This is a genomic window from Candidatus Palauibacter sp. (genome assembly GCF_965216145.1).
In the GTDB taxonomy this organism is placed as follows: Bacteria; Gemmatimonadota; Gemmatimonadetes; order Palauibacterales; family Palauibacteraceae; genus Palauibacter.
This window is the reverse complement of record NZ_OZ244149.1, coordinates 1,143,239-1,163,344: the sequence shown is the minus strand read 5'-3', so window position 1 is coordinate 1,163,344 and position 20,106 is coordinate 1,143,239. Positions and strand designations below refer to the sequence as shown.

Here is a 20,106-nt window from a genome sequence, read left to right as displayed (position 1 = left end):
CGGGCTACGGAACCAGAGCGCCCCCGGAGGTCCGCGTGATGAACGCTTCCAGCGTCTCCCGCCATTGGGGCAGCAGGCTTTCCTCCACGTACATCATGTGTCCGGCGGCGAAGTCCGCGCGGCTGATGTTGTCACGCAGGTCCGGCGGCAGCCCCAGTTGCTCCAGCGACCACACGATGGGGAAGTACGGCGTCGCGAAGTCGTAGATCCCGTTGACCAGCAGCACCTCGAGACGCGGGTTGCGTTCGATCGCGTGTGCGAGGTCGGGTCCCACGTTGAGTGCCGAGCCGCCGAACGGTCCGCGGCGACCGCCTTCCCGCTCCCAGTTCCAGTTCCGGGTCATGCCGCTGGGCCAGTACTCCCGGTCGCCGTCATAGCCGAGTTCCTCCCGCACGTAGGTGTTGAAGAGAGACGTGTAGGCGGAACTGATCGCGGAGGACTGGGCGTCGTGGATGGGCGTCGTGTCGAGCAGGTCCCCGGTGGGGCCGGTGAAACGGGTGTCGAGCCGGGCCAGGGTGAGCCGCTGGTCCCGCAGCAGCTCCTTCTCGAACTCCGGCGCGGAAACACGCAGGTCGGCTTTCTCGAGGTATTCGAGGTTGAGCCCCGTGTACTCGTGCATCTGCTGCAACACTCGGGCCCGCTGGGCGGGATCGACGGCGGTTCCCGCGAGCAGCGTCTGGGCGTAGTCGGTGAGCGCCCACGCCTCGACCTCCTTCATGAACGCCTCGAGGTCGTCGGGGCGTCCGCCGGGCAGACGGTCGTGGTAGGCTGCCGCGACCGCGAAGGACGGCACGTTCGTGATGAACCCGATGTGGGATCCGGGCGGGAACTGGAGTGTGTTGAAATCGATGACGGCGGATACGAGTACGACCCCGTTCAGATCGATGTTCGCGTTCTGGAGGTGCCGCGTCAGCAGCACGGACCGGGTCGTGCCATAGCTCTCACCCAGGAGATAGCGCGGCGAGTTCCAGCGGTGGTTCTCGCTCAGGAAGCGGCGGATGAACTGCGTCAGCGAGGACGCGTCCTCATCCATCCCCCAGAAATCGCTCCCGTCCGCGTCGCCGGCGGGTCGGCTGAAGCCGGTCCCGATCGGGTCCACCATCACGACGTCAGCGATGTCGAGCAGCGTGTAGCCGTTGTCGACGAGTGGGTAGGGCGGCGGTGCCTGCTGGCCGACGTGCGGCGTGACCACGCGGCGCGGCCCCATGATCCCCATATGGAGCCAGAAGGAGGCCGACCCCGGTCCCCCGTTGTACGCGAAGATGACGGGGCGCGTGGAGGGGTCTCCGCCGTTCGTGCGGAAGTATCCCGTGTAGAAGAGTTCCGCCGTCGCGTTCTCCTCGTCATCCCGGAGGATGACGCTGCCCACGACTGCCTGGTAGGCGACGGTCTCCCCGTTCACGACGATGGAATGGTTCGACTCCCAGCGAGAGGGCTGGGGCTCGGAGCGGTCAGCGCCACCGTCTGAGCTGTCCTGCGCGAGGCCCCCCCCGGGCAGCAGTGCGAGCGCGGCGATCACAGTGAGCGACTTCATACTTTTCCTCCAGGAAGCGTCACGTTGGTCCGTCGGCTAGCGGCCGGCGGCGGCCATCCCGGCGGCGACGGCCTCTGGCTGAGTGGCGATGATGACGCGGAACCCCTGTTCGATCCGCATGGCCACGTCGTCCGCGTTCGCCGTGACGCCGCACGGCACGTCGAACTCGAGGCAGGCGGCGAGCACGATCTGGATCGCCTCCTCCACCTTCTCCATGTCGCCGTCGTAGACGCGGCGGAGGTCGCCGGGCCCCGGCGAGACGGCGCTCACACCCGGTGTCGAGACGATCTCGCGCACGTTGTCGAGCCCGACCTGGTCCTCGATCAGGAGGAAGCTGATCAGGTGGCCATCCGGGTTGCCTGGCCAGGCGGCGTCGCCGAGGGCGTCCACGGCGAGCGCGGCCTCCTCCGCGGTCTCGACGTGCGGGTAGACGATGCCGGCCACACTCGCCGCCAGCCCCTGGGCCGCGCGATCCCGCGCCTCGTCGTGACCGTCACGGATCGGCGGGATCCGCAGCAGCATCGGGTGCGTGCCCATGTCGCCCGAAGCCTCCGCCATGCCGGCGGCGTAGCTCTCGAGGGCGGGGATGTCGAAGGGGCCGGACTCCAGCGAGTAGAAGACGAAATCGAGCGGGCGGGTCGCGGCCATGGCGGCGCCGGCCTCGGCGGTGTGGTCCCCGGAGAAGAGCCCGAAGATCGCGTCCCCGGCCGCGAGCCGCCCGGCCAGCTGTGTGTTCACGTCGCCAGCGGCTTCGGGGGCCTCCCCCGCGTCCGACTCGCCCGGTTCGCCGCCGCAGCCGTGAAAGAGGAGGACGCCTCCCGCGACGCCTCCCAGCAGGCAGAGGGTACGGAGCGGCGGGGTCGCGCGCGTGTTTCGGGCAGCCATGGGATACCTCGGAGTTGGAAGAACACGCCCCGGGACTCTCGCGACCCGCGGCCGGCGTTGGTTAGTCTAGTTTCAGCAAAGGGGGTCCCGCCATGCGCACGACGAGCCAGTTCACCACCACCCGGAGGAGATTCGTCAGGGACGCCGCGCTGGGGGCGGCGGGCCTCGGGCTGCTGCCCGCGGCGGCGTGGTCGTGCGCGAGCCCGGGCGGCGCCCGCCCCCGGGGGACGGGCACCGGGCTCGTGTGGGATTCCCGCTACCTGGATCACGTGCTGATCCGGCCGGACGGCGGGCGCCCGCCCGAGATCCCCGAGCGGCTCGTCCGCATCCGCGAGGAACTCGTCGCGCGCGGCCTGGACGAGGCCACGATCGCTTTGGCGCCGGACGCCGAGCCGAGGCCGCACATCGAGGCGCACCATACGCCGGAGCACGTGGCGGCGATCCGCGAACTCAACGTCACTGGGCCGGTCGCGGAACTCGCCGTGTCCGGGGCGCTCGCCGGCATCGATGCCGTGGCCACGGGCCAGGTGCTGAACGCCTTCTGCGCGATCCGACCCCCGGGCCATCACGCGAACAACACCGGCGCCGAGGAAGGCTTCTGCTACTACAGCAACGCCGCCGTCGCCGCGAAGTACGCGCAGCAGGCATACGGGTTCGAGCGCGTGCTCGTCATCGACTGGGACTACCACCACGGGAACGCGACGCAGAACGCCTTCTACGACGACCCTTCGGTGCTCTTCTTCTCCGCGCACGACTGGGCCGCCTACCCGCGCACCGGCGACCCGTCGCTCACCGGGGAAGGCGAGGGGAGCGGGCTCAACATCAATGTGCACCTGGACTGCGGTGCCACCGACGCTGACATGCTGGGCCGCTGGGATGACACGCTCTCTCCGGCCGTCGCCGCCTTCGATCCGGATTTCGTGATCGTCTCGGCGGGGTTCGACAGCCGGCAGGACGATCTCCTCGGGTGCTTCGCCCTCACGGACGACGCCTTCCGGCGCATGACGCGCCTGGCGATGGACTACGCGGACGCCTGCTGCGAAGGCCGCCTCGTCTCGCTGCTGGAGGGCGGCTACAACCTGGACGGCACGGCGCTCGCGACCGCCGCCCACATCGAGACGCTGCTCGAAGAATAGGTCGCGGACGGGCGCGTTCCAGCGGGAACGTCGGACGCCGCCGCCGCGCCCGGCCGGGAGGCGGATCAGACGTTGAAGCGGATGTGGAGCATGTCTCCGTCCGCGACGACGTAGTCCTTCCCTTCGACCTGCAGGAGACCCGCCTCCTTCACCGCCTGTTCCGAGCCGTGGGCCGCGAACGTCGCGTAGGGGATGACCTCGGCGCGGATGAAGCCGCGCTCGAGATCGGAGTGAATGCGGCCCGCCGCCCTCCGCGCCCGGGTGCCGCGACGAATGGTCCACGCGCGCACCTCGTCGGGGCCGACCGTGAAGAACGAGATCAGATCGAGCAGGCCGTGGGCCGTCCGGATGAAACGCTCGAGGGCCGGCTCGCGCAGGCCGAGCGCCTCCACGAACGCGGCCCGGTCTCCGGTCTCCAGGTCGGCGATCTCCGCCTCCACGGGTGCGGACAGCGCCAGCCCGGCCGCGCCGACGGCGTCGAGCCGCGTGGCCAACTCGGGCGGCAGCGCCTCCCCGGCCCGCGCTTCGCTGCGGTTGAGCAGCACGAGCAGCGGACGATAGGTCAGGAGGCCGTAGCCGCGGAACGGCGTCCGGCCCAGCTCGGTGCGCGGGACGGTCCGGAGCGGGCGCTCGCGCTCCAGCGTATCCCGAGCCCGCTCGAAGGCCGCGATCTCGACCGGGTCCGCGCGCTCCTTGCGCGCCCGGTCCAGCCGTCGCTCGACGATGTCGAGGTCCGCGAGCAGACACTCCGTCCCGAACGCTTCGAGTGCGCCGGCCGGGTCGGCCGGCACCGCGAGCGCCGGGTTGTCGAAGTCCCGCAGCACCAGGCACAGCGCCTCCTGCTCGCGGATCTGCTGGAGCGCGCGCGGCGAAAGACCCTTCATCGCCGCGCCGTACTCGCCCGGGATGTCGCAGAAGCGCATCTCCGCGTACGTCGTCTTGCGGGGGGAGTAGTGGGCGCTGAGCGCGTCGACGCGCGCATCCGGAACACTGACCGTCCCCAGCCGCACCTCGCCGCCGAACCCGACCGGCACGCCGAGCCCCGTCATCGCGTTGAACACCGTCGTCTTCCCGGAACCCGCGAAACCCACGAGCCCAATCTTCACCGCGCCTCCTCCCCCTCCGTTATGTTCGGGGCGTGAATATCGAAATCCCCATCTCCGTCGGCGAACTCATCGACCGCATCACGATTCTGCGGCTCAAGCGGGCCCGGATCCGCGATCGCCGGAAGCTCGCGAACGTGACCTCGGAACTGGAACGCTTCGAAGCAATCTGCGAACGTGCGATCGGGCCGCTCGACGACGCTCCGCCCCATGTCAGGAGGCGCGTCGCAGAACTGGACGAGGCGAACCGCGGCATCTGGGATGTCGAGGACGAGTTGCGCGCGCTCGAACGCGCCGGCGACTTCGGCCCCCGCTTCACCGCGGCTGCACGACAGGTGTACCGCCTGAACGACGAGCGCCACCGCCTCAAGCGCACCCTCAGCGAGGCCTACGGCTCAGGCATCCTCGAAGAGAAATCCTACGCCGCGGCTGACGACGGCCCCTGATCTCAGGGACAGAACGGTTCCAATCGGTCGGCCACCGCGGCAAGGCCATCCACCGGGGACCCTTCGCTCCCCGTCACCTTCGAGATGCGGATGCCGACGATCCCGTTGGGGAAGAGGACGACGCGGTGTCCGCCCCAGCCCGACATGCGCGTGAGGTCGACGATGCAGCCCCCCTCGCCGACGTAGTTCTGGTGCCAGAGCGCCAGATAGTAGCTGGGCGGGCCGGTCTCGACCGGCCGGCCGAAGGTGATCCCGCGCGCGTCCGTCCGGTACAGGACCTCGGCGGTCAGCTCCCGGTGGAGGAGTTGTTCGCCCTCGTTGGCGCCCCCGTCCTGCAGGAGACGCGCGATCTTCGCGAGGTCGTCCACCGTGGGGTAGTAGCCCTGTGACATCTGGGGCAGGCTGAGCGAGCCATCCGCCTCGATGAGCCGATTGGTCGGCGCGTGCGGCACGCCGATGGGCCGGTACACCTCCTCCTCCAGCATCCGCCACAGATCCGCCTGCGGTCCGGCCCGATGCTTCAGGTACGCATCCATCGCCGCGCCGATGAGGAACGCGTCCTGGTCGCGGTAGCGGACGACCTCCCCGGGCCCCCAGGGATGGTTCGAGGCGCGGAACACCTGCCGGATGCGTTCGTCCCTCGAGATCGCCGTGTACCAGTCGTCGTAGCCGATGAGGTAGCCGTCGCCCGTGTTGTTGGGCTCGGTGCGGGTCGAGCCCTCGCCGACGCCGGTGGCCATGTTGAGGACGTCCCGGAAGCGGACGTCGTCCCAGCCGTCGTGTTCGGCCGTCACGTTCAGGTGGTCGGCCACGCGCTCGTCGAGGATCTCCCGGCCGTAGCGCTGCGCCAGCCGGAGCGCGGCCACCGTGTTCCCGGTGGACTTGGTGACGGACCAGATTCCGAAGCGCTGCTCCCGGCAGAACGGAAGCTCCCCGAACGGCGTGGGACAATCGGCCGCGTAAAGCGTGTCACCGACGAGGAAGGCCGCGGTGACGACGTTCTCGGGGTTCATGCCCGCGTGCATGGCGTCGAACACGGAGTCGCCGACGAGCGGGCGCAGGTCGGAGATCGGACGCAGCGGAAGCCGCCGCGCCTTCTCCGCCGCGAACTCCTCGACCACGCCGGGAGGGGCCGGGTCCGGCGCGTACTCCGCCGCAAGCTGTCCCCACATGAGACGCCGCTGGACGAGGAAATAGGGCCGCCCCTGGGTCACGGTCTGGAAGCGGACGCCGGAGACCTCGCGGTCGTTGAAGGCGAACGTCGCGACGCCGTTGTACGTCTCGTTCTCCACCGAACTCGCGAGTTGGAGAGGGAACCCCCCGCGTGACCAGTCCTCGCCCGGCTCCGACCACACGGTGCCGGGGCCGACGAGGACGTCCCAGTAGCTGCCCGTCTCCGTGCGCGTGCCGGCGACGATGAGGTTGCGGTCCCACGGGACGAGATCGGAACCATCCGAGACGAACCCGAGGGAGACATCCGGGAAGCGCTTCGTGTCCCGGCCCATGACGCGGCGTTCGTCGAGTTCCGCGGGGTCCGTCCGTATCTCGGCACCCGCGAGGGCGAGGGTTCCCGAGAAGACGTGCCGGGGGGCCTGGGCTCGACTCGACGGGAGGAATCGGTCGTTCGTGAGCATGAGGGGCGGAGCCCACGCCCCGAGGGTCAGTTCGTCCAGCGGGACGGGAGCCGAAGACTCCGGGACTCCCGGGTCGCCGCACCCGAACGCAAGCAGAGTTGTGAAGATCGTGAGACGCTGAAACCGCCGGTTGCGAGCCATTCGTGCTCCCCTGAGAGCTGTCGCCACGTCTTGGAGGCGTCTGTGCCTCTGCGTAGCTTGCGGTCAGACCGTTCGTCCTGTCACGGGGAGGGTGCAGGGATGGGCCACCGAGTCGGAATTGTCCCGCGGACGCCGCTTACCGCTCTCGCAGCGATTCTCGCGGCGGCTGTTACAGTGTCCTGCGACGGAACCACCGGGCCATCGAGCTTCGAGCCGGGTCCGCTGGGCGTGGTCACGGTGAGGCGCGGCGAGGCCGTGAAGATCCGGTCGCTGCTTGCGATGACCGGGGCGCCTTCGTTGGGGGTGACGGCCCGGCGCGGCGTCGAACTCGCGGTCCGGGACGTGGCCGCCATCCGCGGCCGCAACATCGAACTGGGTGACGCCATGGACTCGATGTGCTCGCCGGAGGGCGGACGGGCGGGCGCCCGTGAGATCGTCGCCGACCCGCAAATCGTGGGCGTCATCGGCACGTCCTGTTCGGCCGCGGCGGTGGCCGCCTCGCCGGTGATCAGCCAGGCTGGGTACGTGATGGTCGCACCGAGCACCACGTCGCCGCTGCTGACCTCGGATCTGGCGGGCAACCCGAACCCCGACCATCACCCCGGCTATTTCCGCGTCGCCAACAACGACCTCTATCAGGCGCGGGCCGTCTCCAACTTCGCCTACAACCAGCTGGGTCTCAGCCGCATCGTGACACTGCACGACGGCGACCCCTACACGACGGCGCTGGTGAAGGCCTTCGGGGATGCGTTCCGGGCCCTGGGCGGCGAGGTCCCGGTCGCCACCGGGATCCGGAAGGGCCAGACGGATATGACGTCCGTGCTCACGGAGTTCGCGGCGGCCGGGCCGGACGGAATCTTCTTCCCCCTGTTCCGCCCCGAAGGGTCCCCCTTCGCGGCGCAGGCGCGGGCCTTCGACGGCCTCGAGGGGGTGACGCTCATCTCCGGCGCGGCACTGCTTGTCTCCGAGTTCCTGGCGGAGCCGCAGTCCGAGGGGATCTACTTCGCGGGCCCGGAATCGGACTACACCGGCAACGTCAACCAGGTGACGGGAAAGAGCGCGGAAGCCGTCATCGCCGCCTACGGAACGGCGTACGGCGAGCATCCCGCGACGCCCTACTGGGCGCTCGCCTACGACGCGGCGACGCTGCTCCTGGACGCCGTCCGCTCCGTCGCCGTCGAGGAAGGCGGACGACTGTACATTGACCGCGCCGGGTTGCGGTCGCGGATCGGCACCGGCGACATCCAGGGTCTCATCGGAACGGTCTCCTGCGACGCCTTCGGCGACTGCGGTACCGGACGGCAGAACATCTACCATCACACCGACTCGAGCATCACGGATGTCGAGCAACTGCCCGTCGTCTATCGCTTCGTCCCCTGAGCCGGCGGCGGACCTCGACGACCTCTTCGCGGAGGAGGTGATCGCCCGCCCCTACGCCCACTTCGCGCGGCTGCGGGAACGGGACCCCGTCCACTGGAACGAGAAGTTCGGGCTGTGGGTGGTGACGGGATACGACCCCGTCGTCTGGATTCTCCGGCATCACGAACTCTTCTCTTCGGCTGTCATCCGGGGGGTCCAGGCGGCCCCGTACCCGCCGGTGCTGCCCGAGGACGCGCACCTGTTCGACGAGGTGAGGACGTTCCGCGCGGATCAGCTGGTGGAACAGGACCGACCCGACCATCTGGAGCAACGGAAGACCGTTCACTCCTTCTTCACACCGACGGCGATGGAAGGCTGGCGGCCGTTCGTGCGACGGGTAGTGGACGAACTCCTGGACGAGGTGTGGCCCCGTGGGCGGATGAACGTCGTCACGGACCTCGCGGCGCCGCTCCCGGTGCGGGTGATCGCGCGGATGATGGGTGTGCCGCGCGAGGACATGGACACGCTGCGGGGGCTGGCGGACAGCATCCTCCACCTGAACCGCGGCGAGCCCGACCGGCTGCGGCCGCTGACGGAGGGGATCCGCGGGATCATGGAATACGCCCGGCCGTTCGTGCGCGATCGGATCGAGGACCCCGGCGACGATCTGATCTCGGCGCTGGCCCGGGGCGAGACGGACGGCGCGTTCACGCGCCACCAGGTGCTGGTGAATACCGGACTGATGCTGTTCGCGGGACACGAGACGACGATGAACCTGATCTGCAACGGGCTCCGCGCCTTCATCGCGCACCCGGAGCAGTGGGACCGGCTGCGAGCGGACCCGGACGGCTTCGCCCGGACGGCGACCGAGGAGTGCCTTCGCTACGACCCGCCCGTGAAGTCGACCCAGCGCATCGTCGCGCGGGAGGCCGAACTGTGCGGCAAGACGCTCTCCCCGGGCGAGCGCATCCGGTGGATCATCGCGGCGGCGAACCGGGACCCCGCGGTGTTCGAGGACCCGGACCGGTTCGATATCGGGCGCCAGCCGAACCCGCATCTTTCCTTCGGCTCCGGGATCCACTACTGCCTCGGGGTCGCGCTCGCGCGCATGGAGGGACAGGAGGTCTTCCGCGGCCTGGCCCGCCGCTTCGACCGGTTCGAGCTGGAGACGGAGGAACTGCGCTACCAGCCGAGCATCCAGTTCCGGTCCCTCGAATCGCTGCCCGTCACCTGGACGGTCCCGTCGTGAGCAGTACAGCATGAGTGTCGCATGGTGAAGATCGAGATCGATCACGGACTGTGCGTCGGCAACGCGATGTGCGTGGACACGGCGCCGCGCGTGTTCGCGCACAACGAGAACCGGCAGTCGACGGTCGTCGACCCCGCGGGCGACAGCGAGTCCGCGGTGCTGGCGGCGGCGGCGAACTGCCCGGTGAGCGCGATCCGCGTGGTCGAGGCCGAGACGGGACGGTCGCTGTTCCCGGCCGAGGACGGGTGAACCGATGGCGAGTGATCCGACGCCGCGGACCATGAGCGTGCCGGGCGGGGGCTTCGGAGGCGGCTCCGGCGGGCGGAAGGTGACGACCTTCGATCTCGTGTCCATGAAGTCGCGAGGCGAAAAGATCGTGGCCATTACCGCCTACGACGCGCTCTTCGCCTCGCTCGTCGACGCGGCGGCGGTCGATCTCATCCTGGTGGGCGACTCCCTGGCCAGCGTCCTGTGCGGAGAAGAAACGACGCTCGCCGCCACCGTGGAGCAGATGACGTATCACGGCCGCATCGTGGTTCGGGGGACCTCGCACGCGTTCGTCGTCGTGGACATGCCCTTCCTCAGCTACCAGGTCTCAGTCGAAGAGGCGGTACGGAACGCGGGAAACATCCTCAAACAGACCGGGGCGGGCGCGGTGAAGCTGGAGGGCGGATTCGACATACTCGACGCGGTGCGGGCGATCGTCCGGGCGGGGATTCCCGTGATGGGCCACCTCGGGTTCACGCCGCAGTCGGTGCATGCCCTCGGCGGGCACCGGATTCAGGCGAAGGACGAAGAGGCGGTGTCGCGGCTGGTGGAGGAAGCGGTCGCTCTGGAGGAGGCCGGCGTTTTCTCGATCGTCCTCGAACTGATGCCGACGGTGGCGGCGCGGCGGGTGACGGAGGCGATCTCCGTGCCGACCGTCGGGATCGGCGCCGGTCCGGAGTGCGACGGGCAGGTGCTCGTCCTGCACGACATGCTCGGCCTGAACGAGGGGTTCAGCCCCCGTTTCCTGAAGAGGTACGCCGAACTCGGCGCCGCGGTACGCGACGCGGTGGGCCGATACGCCGGAGAAGTGCGGGAGGGAAAGTACCCCGCGGCCGAACACGGGTACGAAGGGTGACGATCGCGCCCGCTCACGAGGGCCGGCGCGTCATCGTCACCGGGGCCGGGGCCGGAATCGGGCGGGCGATCGCGCGCGCCTTCCTCGACGAAGGAGCACGGGTGCACGTCGGCGACCTGGAACCCGCGGCGCTCGAGGAACTGACGGGATCGACGGAAGGCGACCTCGACGGAACGGTGGCGGACGTCTCGTCGGAAGCGGATGTGGTCCGACTCTTCGAGGAGGCGCTGGACCGGCTGGGCGGGCTCGATGTCCTCGTCAACAACGCGGGGACCGCCGGGCCGACGGGCCCCGTCGAGACGCTCCACCTCGACGGCTGGCGGCGGACGCTGGCCGTCAACCTCGACGGCATGTTCCTCTGCGCCCGCGCCGCCGTTCCGGCCCTGCGGCGGGCGGGCGGCGGATCGATCGTGAACCTCTCCTCGACCGCGGGGCTGCACGGCTACCCGCTGCGGAGCCCGTACGCCACGGCCAAGTGGGGCGTGATCGGCTTCACCCGTACCCTGGCCATGGAGCTGGGTCCGGCCGGAATCCGCGTGAACGCGATCTGCCCGGGCAGCGTGCGCGGCGAACGCATCGACCGCGTGATCGCCGCCCAGGCCGCCGCCCAGAGCGTGTCCGAGGACGCGATCCGGCAGACCTGGCTCCGGCAGATCTCGCTCCGAACCTTCGTCGACGCCGAGGACGTGGCCGCGCTCGTCCTCTTCCTCACCTCCGGCGCAGGTGCGAAGATCTCCGGGCAGGCGCTCCCCGTGGACGGACACACGGAGGGCCTGAGTTCCGGGGGGGACAGCAACGGCGACTAGCCACGAGAGAGGTAACATGCGAGCGGCCTGGTACACGAAGCAGGGATCGGCGCGCGACGTGCTGGAAGTCGGCGAACGCGAGTTGCCTTCCCCCGGGTCCGGCGAGGTGCGAGTGCGGATGTTCGCCTCGGGGATAAACCCGGTCGATGTGAAACGCAGGTTCGGCGGCCGCGGCGGGTTGGACTCGGCACTCGTCGTGCCCCACTTCGATGGCGCAGGGGTCATCGACAAGGTGGGGGACGGGGTCGATCCCGGCAGCCTCGGCAAGCGCGTCTGGATCTACGAAGCCCAGTGGGGGAGCGACTTCGGCACCGCCGCCGAGTTCGTGACTGTCTCCGAGTCCCGCGCGGTCCCGCTCCCCCCGGGCGCGTCCTTCCCCGAGGGTGCGTGTCTCGGCATCCCCGCGCTGACCGCGCATCGCTGCGTGTACGCCGATGGCCCCGTCGACGGACAGACCGTGCTCGTGACCGGCGGTGCCGGTGCCGTCGGCGCCTACGCCATCCAGTGCGCCCGGCTGGGGGGTGCGCGGGTCCTCGCCACCGTGAGTGGGGACCAAAAGGGGAGGATTGCGCGGGCGGCCGGCGCGGACGTCGTCATCAACTATCGAGAGGAAGATGTCGCGGCCCGCGTCATGGAACTGACCGATGGAGAGGGGCTCGACAGAATCGTCGAGGTGGAGATGGGCGGGAACCTCGACGCCTCTATCGCGATGCTGAAAGCGAACGGGGTGATCTCCGCCTACGCTTCCGAGGGCGATCCGCAGCCTGCCGTTCCGTTCTACACCCTCCTCTACAAGAACGTGACGCTGCGCTTCGAACTCGTCTTCCTGATGCCCGAAGCCGCGAAGCAGCGCGCCGTGGAGGATCTCACGAAGTGGCTGGCGAGCGGCGAACTGCGCCACACGATCGCGGCGCGCTTCTCGATCGAGGACATCGCGGCCGCTCACGAGGCCGTGGAATCGGGCCCGCTCGGCAAGATCCTGCTCGATCTCAATCTCTAGAGTTGCTTGCGGTTGGTCCGCCGACCCCTATACATTGTACTGCAATGTACATTGTGTCTCATGGTATGAGGCCGGATACGCGGGGTTCGCATGAAGAAAACGGTCTACAAGGAGTTGGTGGCCGCGTCGTCGCGCCCGATGGTGCTCTCCATCCTGGCCAGCGGCGAGACATATGGCTACGAGATCCTCAAGCAGGTCAAACGACTCTCCGATGGCGAACTCGAGTGGTCCGATGGGATGCTCTACCCCGTTCTTCACCGGCTGGAGCGGGACGGACTCATCGCCGGCCGCTGGCAACTGACGGACGCGGGACGGCGTCGTAAGTACTACCGGCTGACGGCCCGCGGAAAACGCCGGCTGGCGACCGACCGCGAGAGCTGGCGCGCGGTGTACGGAGCCCTCGAACTGTCCTGGGGAGGCAGTCATGTTTGAACTCGAGCCCGAAGTCAGGAATTGGCGCAGGAGCTTGGAACGCAAGGCATCGCTCTCGCCCCGCGAGCTGGATGAACTCGAGGATCACCTGCGCGCCCGGGTCGATCTGGAACTGGAGCTGGACGCCGCGTTGGCGCCGCACGAGGCGTTCGCGATCGTCCGGAAGGAACTCGGCGAGCCGATGGCGCTCTCAAGAGAGTTCGCCCGGGCGGGACGGCCCCGGTGGCGGCGCCTCCTGCTGGCTGGCTGGGCGATGTACGCGGCGTCGTTTCTCCTCCCGGCTCTGACGGCGACCCTGGGGTCTGGCCCGTCCAACGCTGCCGGTGACCTGACGGCCTATGGCTATGAGTTCCTTGTGGGGCCCTTCCAGGAGGGTGAGTTCGGGCCGCCGCTGGTTGTCTTGCTACTCAATCTTCCAATGCTGATGACCCTGCCGACGCTGTGGCGCTCGCGTCGGTGGCGAGCACCGTCGCTGCTCGTCGGAGCCGTGGGGGCTCTCACGCTTGGTTTCGGCGTCATCAGTCTCGGCTCGCCTCCGAGGATCACGGCCGATGGCGTCGGCGGGGTCGGGTATCTGGGTCCCGGCTACTGGGCGTGGTGCGCATCGTTCGTCTGCGTTTCCGCCGCCCTCTGGCTTCGCAAACGCGAACGGGCATCCGCCAAACCGGAGCTGTTGAACTGCTGACTTCACTACGCGTCGCCGCGTTTCTTTCCGGAGCGGCGTTCCTTGCCTGCGTTGAAGGCGAGTACGTCGGCGGCGAGCCCGGCGCCCCCGTCGAGCTCGAGGCGTCGTCCATCGAAGTGCTGGGCAGCTCTGACGTCCTCGCCGTAGCGCGGGACCTGGAGGTGTTGAGTGACGGCTCCGTCTGGGTTCTGAATTCGAGCGCGCCGTACTTCGTCGGATTCGGCCCGGAGGGCGAGTCCCTAGGCGCTCACGGACGGGCCGGCGTGCCCCCTATCGACCTTCCTCCCGTTCCCTTCACCGAGGTCAGTCCTCGACAGTTTGCCGCCGCGGTGTTTGCGCTGAGGCAGGCCGAACTGACGGGAGATGTCGCATCCCGGCTCACCGCGGAGGACAGTCTTCGGCTTCTGGATCAGATGGCGCAGAGGGTCCAGGGGGAGCCGCACGAACTCGCGAGTTACCTGCCGTGGTATGTGGACTTCCGCTGCAGCGAAGACGGAACGATGTGGCTGAATCCCTTGGACCTCGACGCTGGCGGTTTGAGCGGCGGTGCGTGGTGGCTGCGCATCGCGGCTGACGGAACCACTCAGGGGGTGCGACTGCCCGACCGGTTCGATGCGTACCGGTTCTCGGATTCTCGCGTCTGGGGCGTATACAGAGACGAATTCGACAGGCCGTCCGTCGCGTCTATCTCCCTCCCGACTCCCTGACAGGACGGCTGGCCGGGCGATCCGCGTCGATGGTACATTTTCACGCGGTGTACCCTTGCGTCCCTAGGGGGCGCGACACGGCTGCCTGGAAGAGGCCTCGGCCATGCGAACATCGGTTCTGCTGCTGGTCACAGCGGGCTTTCTCCCGAGCCCCGTAGTTGGCCAGAGCGCTGACGGCGCGGCGGGAGCCGAGCATCCTCCCTCCGTCTGGCCGGGCCCGGTCACACCGCTCTCGCCGCCGACCTCGACGCCCGCCGTCGACACGCTCTCCGTCGAAGTCGCGCAGGGCGTCGTTGCCGGGACGTGCCAGCGCTGCCACAACCCCCGCCGGCTCAGCGGAGGCATGTCGCTGGAGACGTTCGAGGTCGATGGTGCGGCCGACAACGCGGTGATCGCCGAGCGGATGGTCCGCAAGCTTCGGGCCGGGATGATGCCGCCGACGGGAGTCCGCCGGCCGACTCCGGACAGCCTGGCGACGCTCGCGGCCGTCCTCGAATCGCGGCTCGACGCGGCGTGGGAGGCGGATCCGAACCCCGGGCGCCGCACCTTCCAGCGCCTGAACCGGGCCGAGTACGCGCGCTCGATCTACGATCTTCTCGACCTCGATGTCGACGCGGGAGCCTACCTGCCGCTCGACACCAAGAGCGCGAACTTCGACAACATCGCCGACGTGCAACTCCTCTCGCCCACGCTGATGGACGGGTACCTGCGCGCGGCGAGCGGGATCAGTCGGCTTGCGATCGGCGACCCCGAAGTCACGCCGAGCGAGGCGACCTTCAAGGTGTCGCGCTGGACCTCGCAGGCGGGGCACGTCGAGGGCACCCCGTACGGAAGCCGCGGCGGCGTCGCGGTCGACCACAACTTCCCGGCCGATGGCGAGTACGCCTTCCGCGTTTCCTTCCATCACGAGACGACCGGCGCCCTGTTCGGGAACGGGAAGGGAGCCCTGCATACGACCGACGAGCCCGAGCGGATCGAGATCTCGATCGACGGCGAACGCGTCGCGCTCCTCGACATCGATCGCTGGATGCACGTCTCCGATCCCGGCGGGGTGGACCTGCGCACCGAGTCCGTCTTCATCGAGGCGGGACCGCACCGGGTGGCGGCCGCCTTCATCCGCACCTTCGAGGGGCCGCTGCAGGACCTTATGTCGCCGCACGACTGGTCGATCGCGAGCACGAGCATCACCGACGCGTACGGGTTCACGACGCTGCCCCACCTGCGGGATCTCGCGGTCACGGGTCCGTTCGACCCGGCGGGGATGTCGAGCACGCCGAGCCGCCGGCGCGTCTTTTCGTGCCGTCCCGCCGCGCCGGAAGAGGAGTCACCGTGCGCGGAGGCGATCCTGTCCCGGCTCGGGACACAGGCCTACCGCCGGCCGCTGACGGAGGACAACCTCAGCGCTCTCATGGCGCTGTACCGTGCAGGGGCCGAAACGGGCGGCTTCGAGGAGGGCATCCGCCTGGCGCTGGAGGGGGTTCTCGCCAGCCCGCACTTCGTGTTCCGGTTCGAGGAGCGCCCGGCGGCGGACGCGGACGGCGTGTACGCCCTGGGCGATTACGATCTCGCTTCGCGGCTCTCCTTCTTCCTGTGGGCGACGGGCCCCGATGCGGAGCTGCTGGAAGTCGCCGGAGAGGGCCGTCTCTCCGATCCGGGCGTGCTCGAGGCGCAGGTGTGGCGCATGCTCGCCGATCCGCGCGCCGAGGCGCTGGCCACGCGCTTCGCCGGGCAGTGGCTCCGGCTCCAGGATCTGGAGGGGATGCACCCGGACGTCCGCCTCTACCCGGACTTCGACCAGCAGCTCAAGGACGCGATGCAGCGCGAGACGGAGCTGCTCTTCCACACGCTGGTCCAGGAGGATCGCAGCCTGTTCGAGCTGCTGACGGCCGACTACACCTTCGTGAACGAGCGGCTGGCGCGGCACTACGGGATCCCCGGCGTGACCGGCACCGACTTCCGCCGGGTCGAGATCCCCGAACCCGAGCGCCGCGGCGTGCTCGGACACGGGAGCGTGCTCACGCTGACCTCTCACGCGAGCCGGACCTCTCCGGTGCTGCGCGGGAAGTGGGTGATGGAAGTGTTGATGGGGACGCCCCCGCCCCCGCCCCCGCCGGATGTCTCGGATCTGGAGGCGACGCCGGAGGCCGAGGAGGGACGCCTGCTCACGGTGCGCGAGCGGATGGAGATGCACCGGGCGAGTCCGGCCTGTCGGTCGTGCCACCGCGTCATCGATCCGATCGGCCTCGCCCTCGAGCACTTCGACGGCACCGGGGCGCGGCGCATCAAGGACAACGGGATGCCGATCGACGCGGAGGGCGAACTGTACGACGGGACGCCCATCCGGACGGCGGCGGATCTGCGCGCGGCGCTCCTCGCGCGACCCGTCCCGCTCGTGCGCGCCTTCACCGAGAACCTGCTCGCCTACGCGCTGGGCCGGCGGGTCGAGCACTACGACATGCCCACGGTCCGGTCGATCGCGAGGCAGGCCCAGGCACAGGACCACCGCATGTCGGCCTTTATCATGGGCGTCGTCAACAGCCCCGCCTTCCGAATGAAGGGGGCCGAGGCCGTGGTCGACGACATGCAGGCCGAGAACGGGAACTAGCGGCAACCAGCGAGCCGAGGAGGCCCGATGGAGTTCATCACAGGGAAACATCTTTCTCGCCGGACGTTCCTCCAGGGCGCCGGGGCGACGGTCGCCCTGCCGCTCCTCGACGCCATGGTCCCCGCGGGCCGGCTGTGGGCGCGGGAGGTGGCGGACCCGACGCGGCTCGTCTGCATCGAGATGGTGCACGGCGCGGCGGGGAGCAGCGAGTGGGGCGCGGCGCAGAACTACTGGTCGCCGGTAGGGACCGGGCGGAACTTCGACCTCTCGCCCACCGCGATGAGTGCACTCGAGCCGTACCGCGACTATCTCACGATCATCAGCGACACCGATGTCGAGACGGCCGAAGCCACCAAGCCGAAGGAGATCGGGGGCGACCACTTCCGGTCGAGCGCCACCTTCCTAACCCAGTCGCACCCGAAGCAGACGGAAAGTTCGGACGTGCTGGTGGGGACGTCGCTCGATCAGGTGTACGCGAACCGCTTCGGGCAGGACACGCCGATCCCGTCCATGCAGCTCTGCATCGAGAACGTGGACCAGGCGGGGGGCTGCGCTTACGGGTACGCGTGCGTCTACACGGACACGATCAGCTGGTCCTCGCCGACCCAGCCGCTCCCGATGATCCGGGACCCGCGCGTCGCGTTCGACCAGCTGTTCGGGGCCGGCGGGACGCCGGAAGCGCGGGCCGCACGGCAGCGGTCGAGCGCCAGCATCCTCGACTTCATCACGGGCGAGGTCGCGAGCCTCAGGGGACGGCTCGATCCCTCCGACCGGCAACGGATGGACCGCTATCTGGAGAACGTGCGGGAGATTGAACGGCGGATCCAGCGCGTCGTGGCCCGCAACGAGTCGGGTCAGCAGCGTGAACTGCCCGAAGCGCCGGCGGGGGTGCCGGATTCGTTCGACGAGCACGTGAAGCTGATGTTCGACCTGCAGGCGCTCGCCTTCCAGGCGGACACGACGCGCGTGTTCTCGTTCAAGATGGGGCGGGACGCGTCGGGCCGGGTCTATCCGGCGAGCGGGATCGACAAGGGCTTCCACCCGGCGTCGCACCACGGCGACAACGAGGACAACATCACGGACTTCGCGCAGCTCAACCGCTACCATGTGGGGCTGGTCCCGTACTTCCTCGACCGGCTGAAGGCATCGATGGAGGGGGATACGCACCTGCTCGACAAGACGATGATCGTCTACGGTTCGCCGATGGGGGACCCGAACGTGCACAACCACAAGCGCTGCCCGCTGTTCGTGGTGGGCGGCGCGCAGGGGCGGATGGACGGCAACCTCCACCTGCGCGCGGCGCCGGGGACGCCGATGGCGAACGTGATGCTGAGCCTGATGCACAGGCTGGGCCTGGACGACATGACGAGCTTCGGGAACAGCACGGGGCCGTTCTCCTTCACGGCGACGGCCGACTGATGCGGCGCGCGCGACTCTCCGTGACCGCGGCGGCGGCCCTGCTCGCGCTCGGGGCCGCCGGCCCGGCGGGCTCGCCGGTCGGCTCTTCGATGGGGCCGGATGCGCCGGTGGCGGACGCGGCCATGCGCGGCGACCTGGCGGCGGTGCGGTCGCTGCTCGACGCGGGCGAGGATGTGAACGGCGCCCGGGGCGACGGGATGACCGCGCTCCACTGGGCCGCGATGAAGGGGCGGCTGGATCTGGCCGAGATGCTGGTCGACGCGGGTGCGGACCTCGAAGCGGGCACCCGGCTGGGCGGCCACACGCCGCTCCACGTCGCGAGCCGGGCGGCGCAGGCGCCGCTGGTCGAGGCGCTGCTCCAGGCGGGAGCTGACGCCACCGCCGCGACGACGACCGCCGCGACACCGCTGCACTTTGCGGCCGCGGCCGGGTCGGCGGCGGCGATCGAGGCCCTCGTGCGTCACGGGGCCGACCCCGACGCGCGCGAGCCCGAGTGGGGGCAGACGCCGATCATGTTCGCCGCGGCGGCGGGCCGGGCCGGCTCGGTGCGCGCCCTCCTCGAGGCGGGGGCGGACGCCTCGCTCACCGCGTACGTGCTCGATGTCGTGGCGCGGGACGCGTGGGACCAACTGGACCGCCGCGAGCGCAATGCACGCATCGCGGCGCTCCGGGTCGGCCGCACGCCGCCGGCCCCGGCCGAGCGCGGCGCTGCCCCCATGCCGACCGCCGGGGCCGGCCCCGGCCTGCAGCCCGTGCGGCTGGAGGACCCCGAGGAGCCGACCTGCTCCGGCTGCCTGGGCAACTACGCGGACCTCGTCGGTACGCACGGCGGGCTGACCGCGCTGCTGCTCGCGGCGCGCGAGGGCCACGAGGACGTCGCGTTCACCCTGCTCGAGCACGGCGCGGATATCGATCAGCGGAGCGACGCGGACGGCACGACCCCGCTGCTCATGGCATGATCAACGGGCACTTCGACCTGGCCATGCGGTTCTTCGCCGAGGGCGCGGACCCCGGCCTCGCGAGCGACGCCGGCGCCACCGCGCTGTACGCGGCTATTAACATGCACTGGGCGCCGAAGGCCCGGCATCCGCAGCCGACGGACGTGAACCAGCAGGAGTGGTCGTACCTCGAGGTCATGCGAACGCTGCTGGAAGCGGGGGTCGACCCGAACCCGCGGCTGAAGAAGTCGCTCTGGTTCACGACCTACAACCGGGACCTGCTCGGCGTCGACCGTACCGGCGCCACCCCCTTCTGGCGCGCCGCGCACGCCCTCGACATCGACGGCATGAAGCTGCTCCTCGAGTACGGGGCCGATCCCACGCTCCCGACGACGAAGGTGGAGGAGCGCCGGTACGGCCGGGGCGACCCCGTCGACCATTCCGGCCTCGAGCCGATCCCCGTGGGCGGGCCGGCCGTCTACCCGATCCACGCCGCGGCCGGCGTCGGTTATGGGCAGGGTTTCGCCGGCAACTCGCACCGCCACGTACCGGACGGGTGGCTCCCCGCGATGCAGTTCCTCGTCGAGGAACTCGGCGCCGACGTGAACGCCCGGGACCAAAATGGCTATGCGCCCGCCCACCACGCCGCCTCGCGCGGGGACAACGAGATGATCCTCTATCTCGTGGAGAAGGGCGCGGATGTGACCTTCGTGGCCCGTAACGGCCAGACCACGGTGGACCTGGCGAACGGGCCGGTGCAGCGCGTGCAGCCGTTCCCGGAGACGATCGCCCTGCTCGAGAGCCTCGGGGCGAAGAACAACCACCGATGCGTCTCCTGCTGACCGCGAGCCGTCCGCAGCCCGTGGCGAGAACCCATGACCAAGACCGGCGACGTCAGGCCGGC

The 20,106-nt window shown here is 69.7% G+C and carries 19 protein-coding genes; 15 read left to right on the top strand and 4 right to left on the bottom strand.

The genetic code is table 11. The features are described from left to right. Window positions 1-4: 4 nt before the first annotated feature. Together ACOOHF_RS05125 and ACOOHF_RS05120 are read right to left on the bottom strand one after the other, a co-directional pair. Complete coding sequence (locus tag ACOOHF_RS05125) at window positions 5-1,534, bottom strand: S10 family peptidase (RefSeq protein WP_420463653.1); 1,530 nt, start codon at window positions 1,532-1,534, stop codon at window positions 5-7. A gap of 36 nt (window positions 1,535-1,570) precedes the next feature. After that, window positions 1,571-2,419 (bottom strand): aldolase/citrate lyase family protein, encoded by an 849-nt coding sequence (locus ACOOHF_RS05120; protein WP_420463652.1) that lies wholly within the window; start codon window positions 2,417-2,419, stop codon window positions 1,571-1,573. Between the two features lie 92 nt (window positions 2,420-2,511). Here ACOOHF_RS05120 and ACOOHF_RS05115 point away from each other — a divergent pair, with 92 nt between their 5' ends. Beyond that, window positions 2,512-3,555, top strand: a complete 1,044-nt coding sequence (locus ACOOHF_RS05115) for a histone deacetylase (protein ID WP_420463651.1) — start codon at window positions 2,512-2,514, stop codon at window positions 3,553-3,555. Window positions 3,556-3,620: 65 nt separating this feature from the next. Here ACOOHF_RS05115 and ACOOHF_RS05110 read toward each other — a convergent pair whose 3' ends face one another. Continuing rightward, window positions 3,621-4,661 (bottom strand): DUF933 domain-containing protein, encoded by a 1,041-nt coding sequence (locus ACOOHF_RS05110; protein WP_420463650.1) that lies wholly within the window; start codon window positions 4,659-4,661, stop codon window positions 3,621-3,623. A gap of 32 nt (window positions 4,662-4,693) precedes the next feature. On the opposite strand from ACOOHF_RS05110, the gene ACOOHF_RS05105 reads away from it, so the two are divergent. Next, a complete protein-coding gene (locus ACOOHF_RS05105; RefSeq protein WP_420463649.1) occupies window positions 4,694-5,104 on the top strand; it encodes a DUF6165 family protein in 411 nt (136 codons plus the stop codon). 2 nt (window positions 5,105-5,106) lie between these two features. On the opposite strand, the gene ACOOHF_RS05100 is transcribed toward ACOOHF_RS05105, so the two are convergent. Then, window positions 5,107-6,879, bottom strand: coding sequence for a serine hydrolase (locus ACOOHF_RS05100; RefSeq protein ID WP_420463648.1), 1,773 nt, complete (start codon window positions 6,877-6,879; stop codon window positions 5,107-5,109). A 174-nt stretch (window positions 6,880-7,053) separates the two neighbouring features. On the opposite strand from ACOOHF_RS05100, the gene ACOOHF_RS05095 reads away from it, so the two are divergent. The 13 genes from ACOOHF_RS05095 to ACOOHF_RS05035 all read left to right on the top strand — a co-directional run bounded on the left by ACOOHF_RS05095 (window position 7,054) and on the right by ACOOHF_RS05035 (window position 20,044). Beyond that, complete coding sequence (locus ACOOHF_RS05095; RefSeq protein WP_420463647.1) at window positions 7,054-8,259, top strand: branched-chain amino acid ABC transporter substrate-binding protein; 1,206 nt, start codon at window positions 7,054-7,056, stop codon at window positions 8,257-8,259. Continuing rightward, window positions 8,219-9,487: a cytochrome P450 gene (locus ACOOHF_RS05090; RefSeq protein WP_420463646.1), complete on the top strand. Its 1,269-nt coding sequence runs from the start codon at window positions 8,219-8,221 to the stop codon at window positions 9,485-9,487. The genes ACOOHF_RS05095 and ACOOHF_RS05090 overlap by 41 nt, the downstream gene beginning before the upstream one ends. 21 nt (window positions 9,488-9,508) lie before the next feature. Then, the gene (locus ACOOHF_RS05085; RefSeq protein ID WP_419933920.1) at window positions 9,509-9,736 is read left to right on the top strand and encodes a ferredoxin; all 228 of its coding nucleotides are present in this window, start codon (window positions 9,509-9,511) and stop codon (window positions 9,734-9,736) included. A 4-nt stretch (window positions 9,737-9,740) separates the two neighbouring features. Beyond that, entirely contained in the window at window positions 9,741-10,610 is an 870-nt protein-coding gene (gene panB / locus ACOOHF_RS05080; protein ID WP_420463645.1) for a 3-methyl-2-oxobutanoate hydroxymethyltransferase, read from the top strand. Further along, window positions 10,607-11,416, top strand: a complete 810-nt coding sequence (locus ACOOHF_RS05075; RefSeq protein ID WP_420463644.1) for an SDR family oxidoreductase — start codon at window positions 10,607-10,609, stop codon at window positions 11,414-11,416. The genes panB and ACOOHF_RS05075 overlap by 4 nt, the downstream gene beginning before the upstream one ends. A gap of 16 nt (window positions 11,417-11,432) precedes the next feature. Next, the gene (locus ACOOHF_RS05070; protein ID WP_420463643.1) at window positions 11,433-12,416 is read left to right on the top strand and encodes an NADPH:quinone reductase; all 984 of its coding nucleotides are present in this window, start codon (window positions 11,433-11,435) and stop codon (window positions 12,414-12,416) included. 90 nt (window positions 12,417-12,506) lie between these two features. Next, entirely contained in the window at window positions 12,507-12,848 is a 342-nt protein-coding gene (locus ACOOHF_RS05065; RefSeq protein ID WP_420463642.1) for a PadR family transcriptional regulator, read from the top strand. Then, window positions 12,841-13,533: a hypothetical protein gene (locus ACOOHF_RS05060; protein WP_420463641.1), complete on the top strand. Its 693-nt coding sequence runs from the start codon at window positions 12,841-12,843 to the stop codon at window positions 13,531-13,533. The genes ACOOHF_RS05065 and ACOOHF_RS05060 overlap by 8 nt, the downstream gene beginning before the upstream one ends. A gap of 116 nt (window positions 13,534-13,649) precedes the next feature. Further along, complete coding sequence (locus tag ACOOHF_RS05055; protein ID WP_420463640.1) at window positions 13,650-14,240, top strand: hypothetical protein; 591 nt, start codon at window positions 13,650-13,652, stop codon at window positions 14,238-14,240. 103 nt (window positions 14,241-14,343) lie between these two features. Next, a complete protein-coding gene (locus ACOOHF_RS05050; RefSeq protein ID WP_420463639.1) occupies window positions 14,344-16,845 on the top strand; it encodes a DUF1592 domain-containing protein in 2,502 nt (833 codons plus the stop codon). A 27-nt stretch (window positions 16,846-16,872) separates the two neighbouring features. After that, window positions 16,873-18,264: a DUF1552 domain-containing protein gene (locus ACOOHF_RS05045; RefSeq protein WP_420463638.1), complete on the top strand. Its 1,392-nt coding sequence runs from the start codon at window positions 16,873-16,875 to the stop codon at window positions 18,262-18,264. Then, complete coding sequence (locus tag ACOOHF_RS05040; protein WP_420463637.1) at window positions 18,264-19,223, top strand: ankyrin repeat domain-containing protein; 960 nt, start codon at window positions 18,264-18,266, stop codon at window positions 19,221-19,223. Before ACOOHF_RS05045 ends, ACOOHF_RS05040 begins: the two co-directional genes overlap by 1 nt. Next, on the top strand, window positions 19,220-20,044 hold the full coding sequence (locus ACOOHF_RS05035; RefSeq protein WP_420463636.1) for an ankyrin repeat domain-containing protein: 825 nt from the start codon (window positions 19,220-19,222) through the stop codon (window positions 20,042-20,044). Before ACOOHF_RS05040 ends, ACOOHF_RS05035 begins: the two co-directional genes overlap by 4 nt. Window positions 20,045-20,106 lie beyond the last annotated feature (62 nt).

Excerpts from the sequence above, each read along its gene's own strand:
- ACOOHF_RS05100 (WP_420463648.1), bottom strand. The coding sequence starts at position 6,879 with ATGGCTCGCAACCGGCGGTTTCAGCGTCTCACGATCTTCACAACTCTG.
- panB (WP_420463645.1), top strand. The coding sequence starts at position 9,741 with ATGGCGAGTGATCCGACGCCGCGGACCATGAGCGTGCCGGGCGGGGGC.
- ACOOHF_RS05060 (WP_420463641.1), top strand. The coding sequence starts at position 12,841 with ATGTTTGAACTCGAGCCCGAAGTCAGGAATTGGCGCAGGAGCTTGGAA.
- ACOOHF_RS05085 (WP_419933920.1), top strand. The coding sequence starts at position 9,509 with ATGGTGAAGATCGAGATCGATCACGGACTGTGCGTCGGCAACGCGATG.
- ACOOHF_RS05040 (WP_420463637.1), top strand. The coding sequence starts at position 18,264 with ATGCGGCGCGCGCGACTCTCCGTGACCGCGGCGGCGGCCCTGCTCGCG.
- ACOOHF_RS05070 (WP_420463643.1), top strand. The coding sequence starts at position 11,433 with ATGCGAGCGGCCTGGTACACGAAGCAGGGATCGGCGCGCGACGTGCTG.
- ACOOHF_RS05065 (WP_420463642.1), top strand. The coding sequence starts at position 12,507 with ATGAAGAAAACGGTCTACAAGGAGTTGGTGGCCGCGTCGTCGCGCCCG.
- ACOOHF_RS05125 (WP_420463653.1), bottom strand. The coding sequence starts at position 1,534 with ATGAAGTCGCTCACTGTGATCGCCGCGCTCGCACTGCTGCCCGGGGGG.
- ACOOHF_RS05035 (WP_420463636.1), top strand. The coding sequence starts at position 19,220 with ATGATCAACGGGCACTTCGACCTGGCCATGCGGTTCTTCGCCGAGGGC.
- ACOOHF_RS05090 (WP_420463646.1), top strand. The coding sequence starts at position 8,219 with ATGTCGAGCAACTGCCCGTCGTCTATCGCTTCGTCCCCTGAGCCGGCG.
- ACOOHF_RS05045 (WP_420463638.1), top strand. The coding sequence starts at position 16,873 with ATGGAGTTCATCACAGGGAAACATCTTTCTCGCCGGACGTTCCTCCAG.
- ACOOHF_RS05120 (WP_420463652.1), bottom strand. The coding sequence starts at position 2,419 with ATGGCTGCCCGAAACACGCGCGCGACCCCGCCGCTCCGTACCCTCTGC.
- ACOOHF_RS05115 (WP_420463651.1), top strand. The coding sequence starts at position 2,512 with ATGCGCACGACGAGCCAGTTCACCACCACCCGGAGGAGATTCGTCAGG.
- ACOOHF_RS05050 (WP_420463639.1), top strand. The coding sequence starts at position 14,344 with ATGCGAACATCGGTTCTGCTGCTGGTCACAGCGGGCTTTCTCCCGAGC.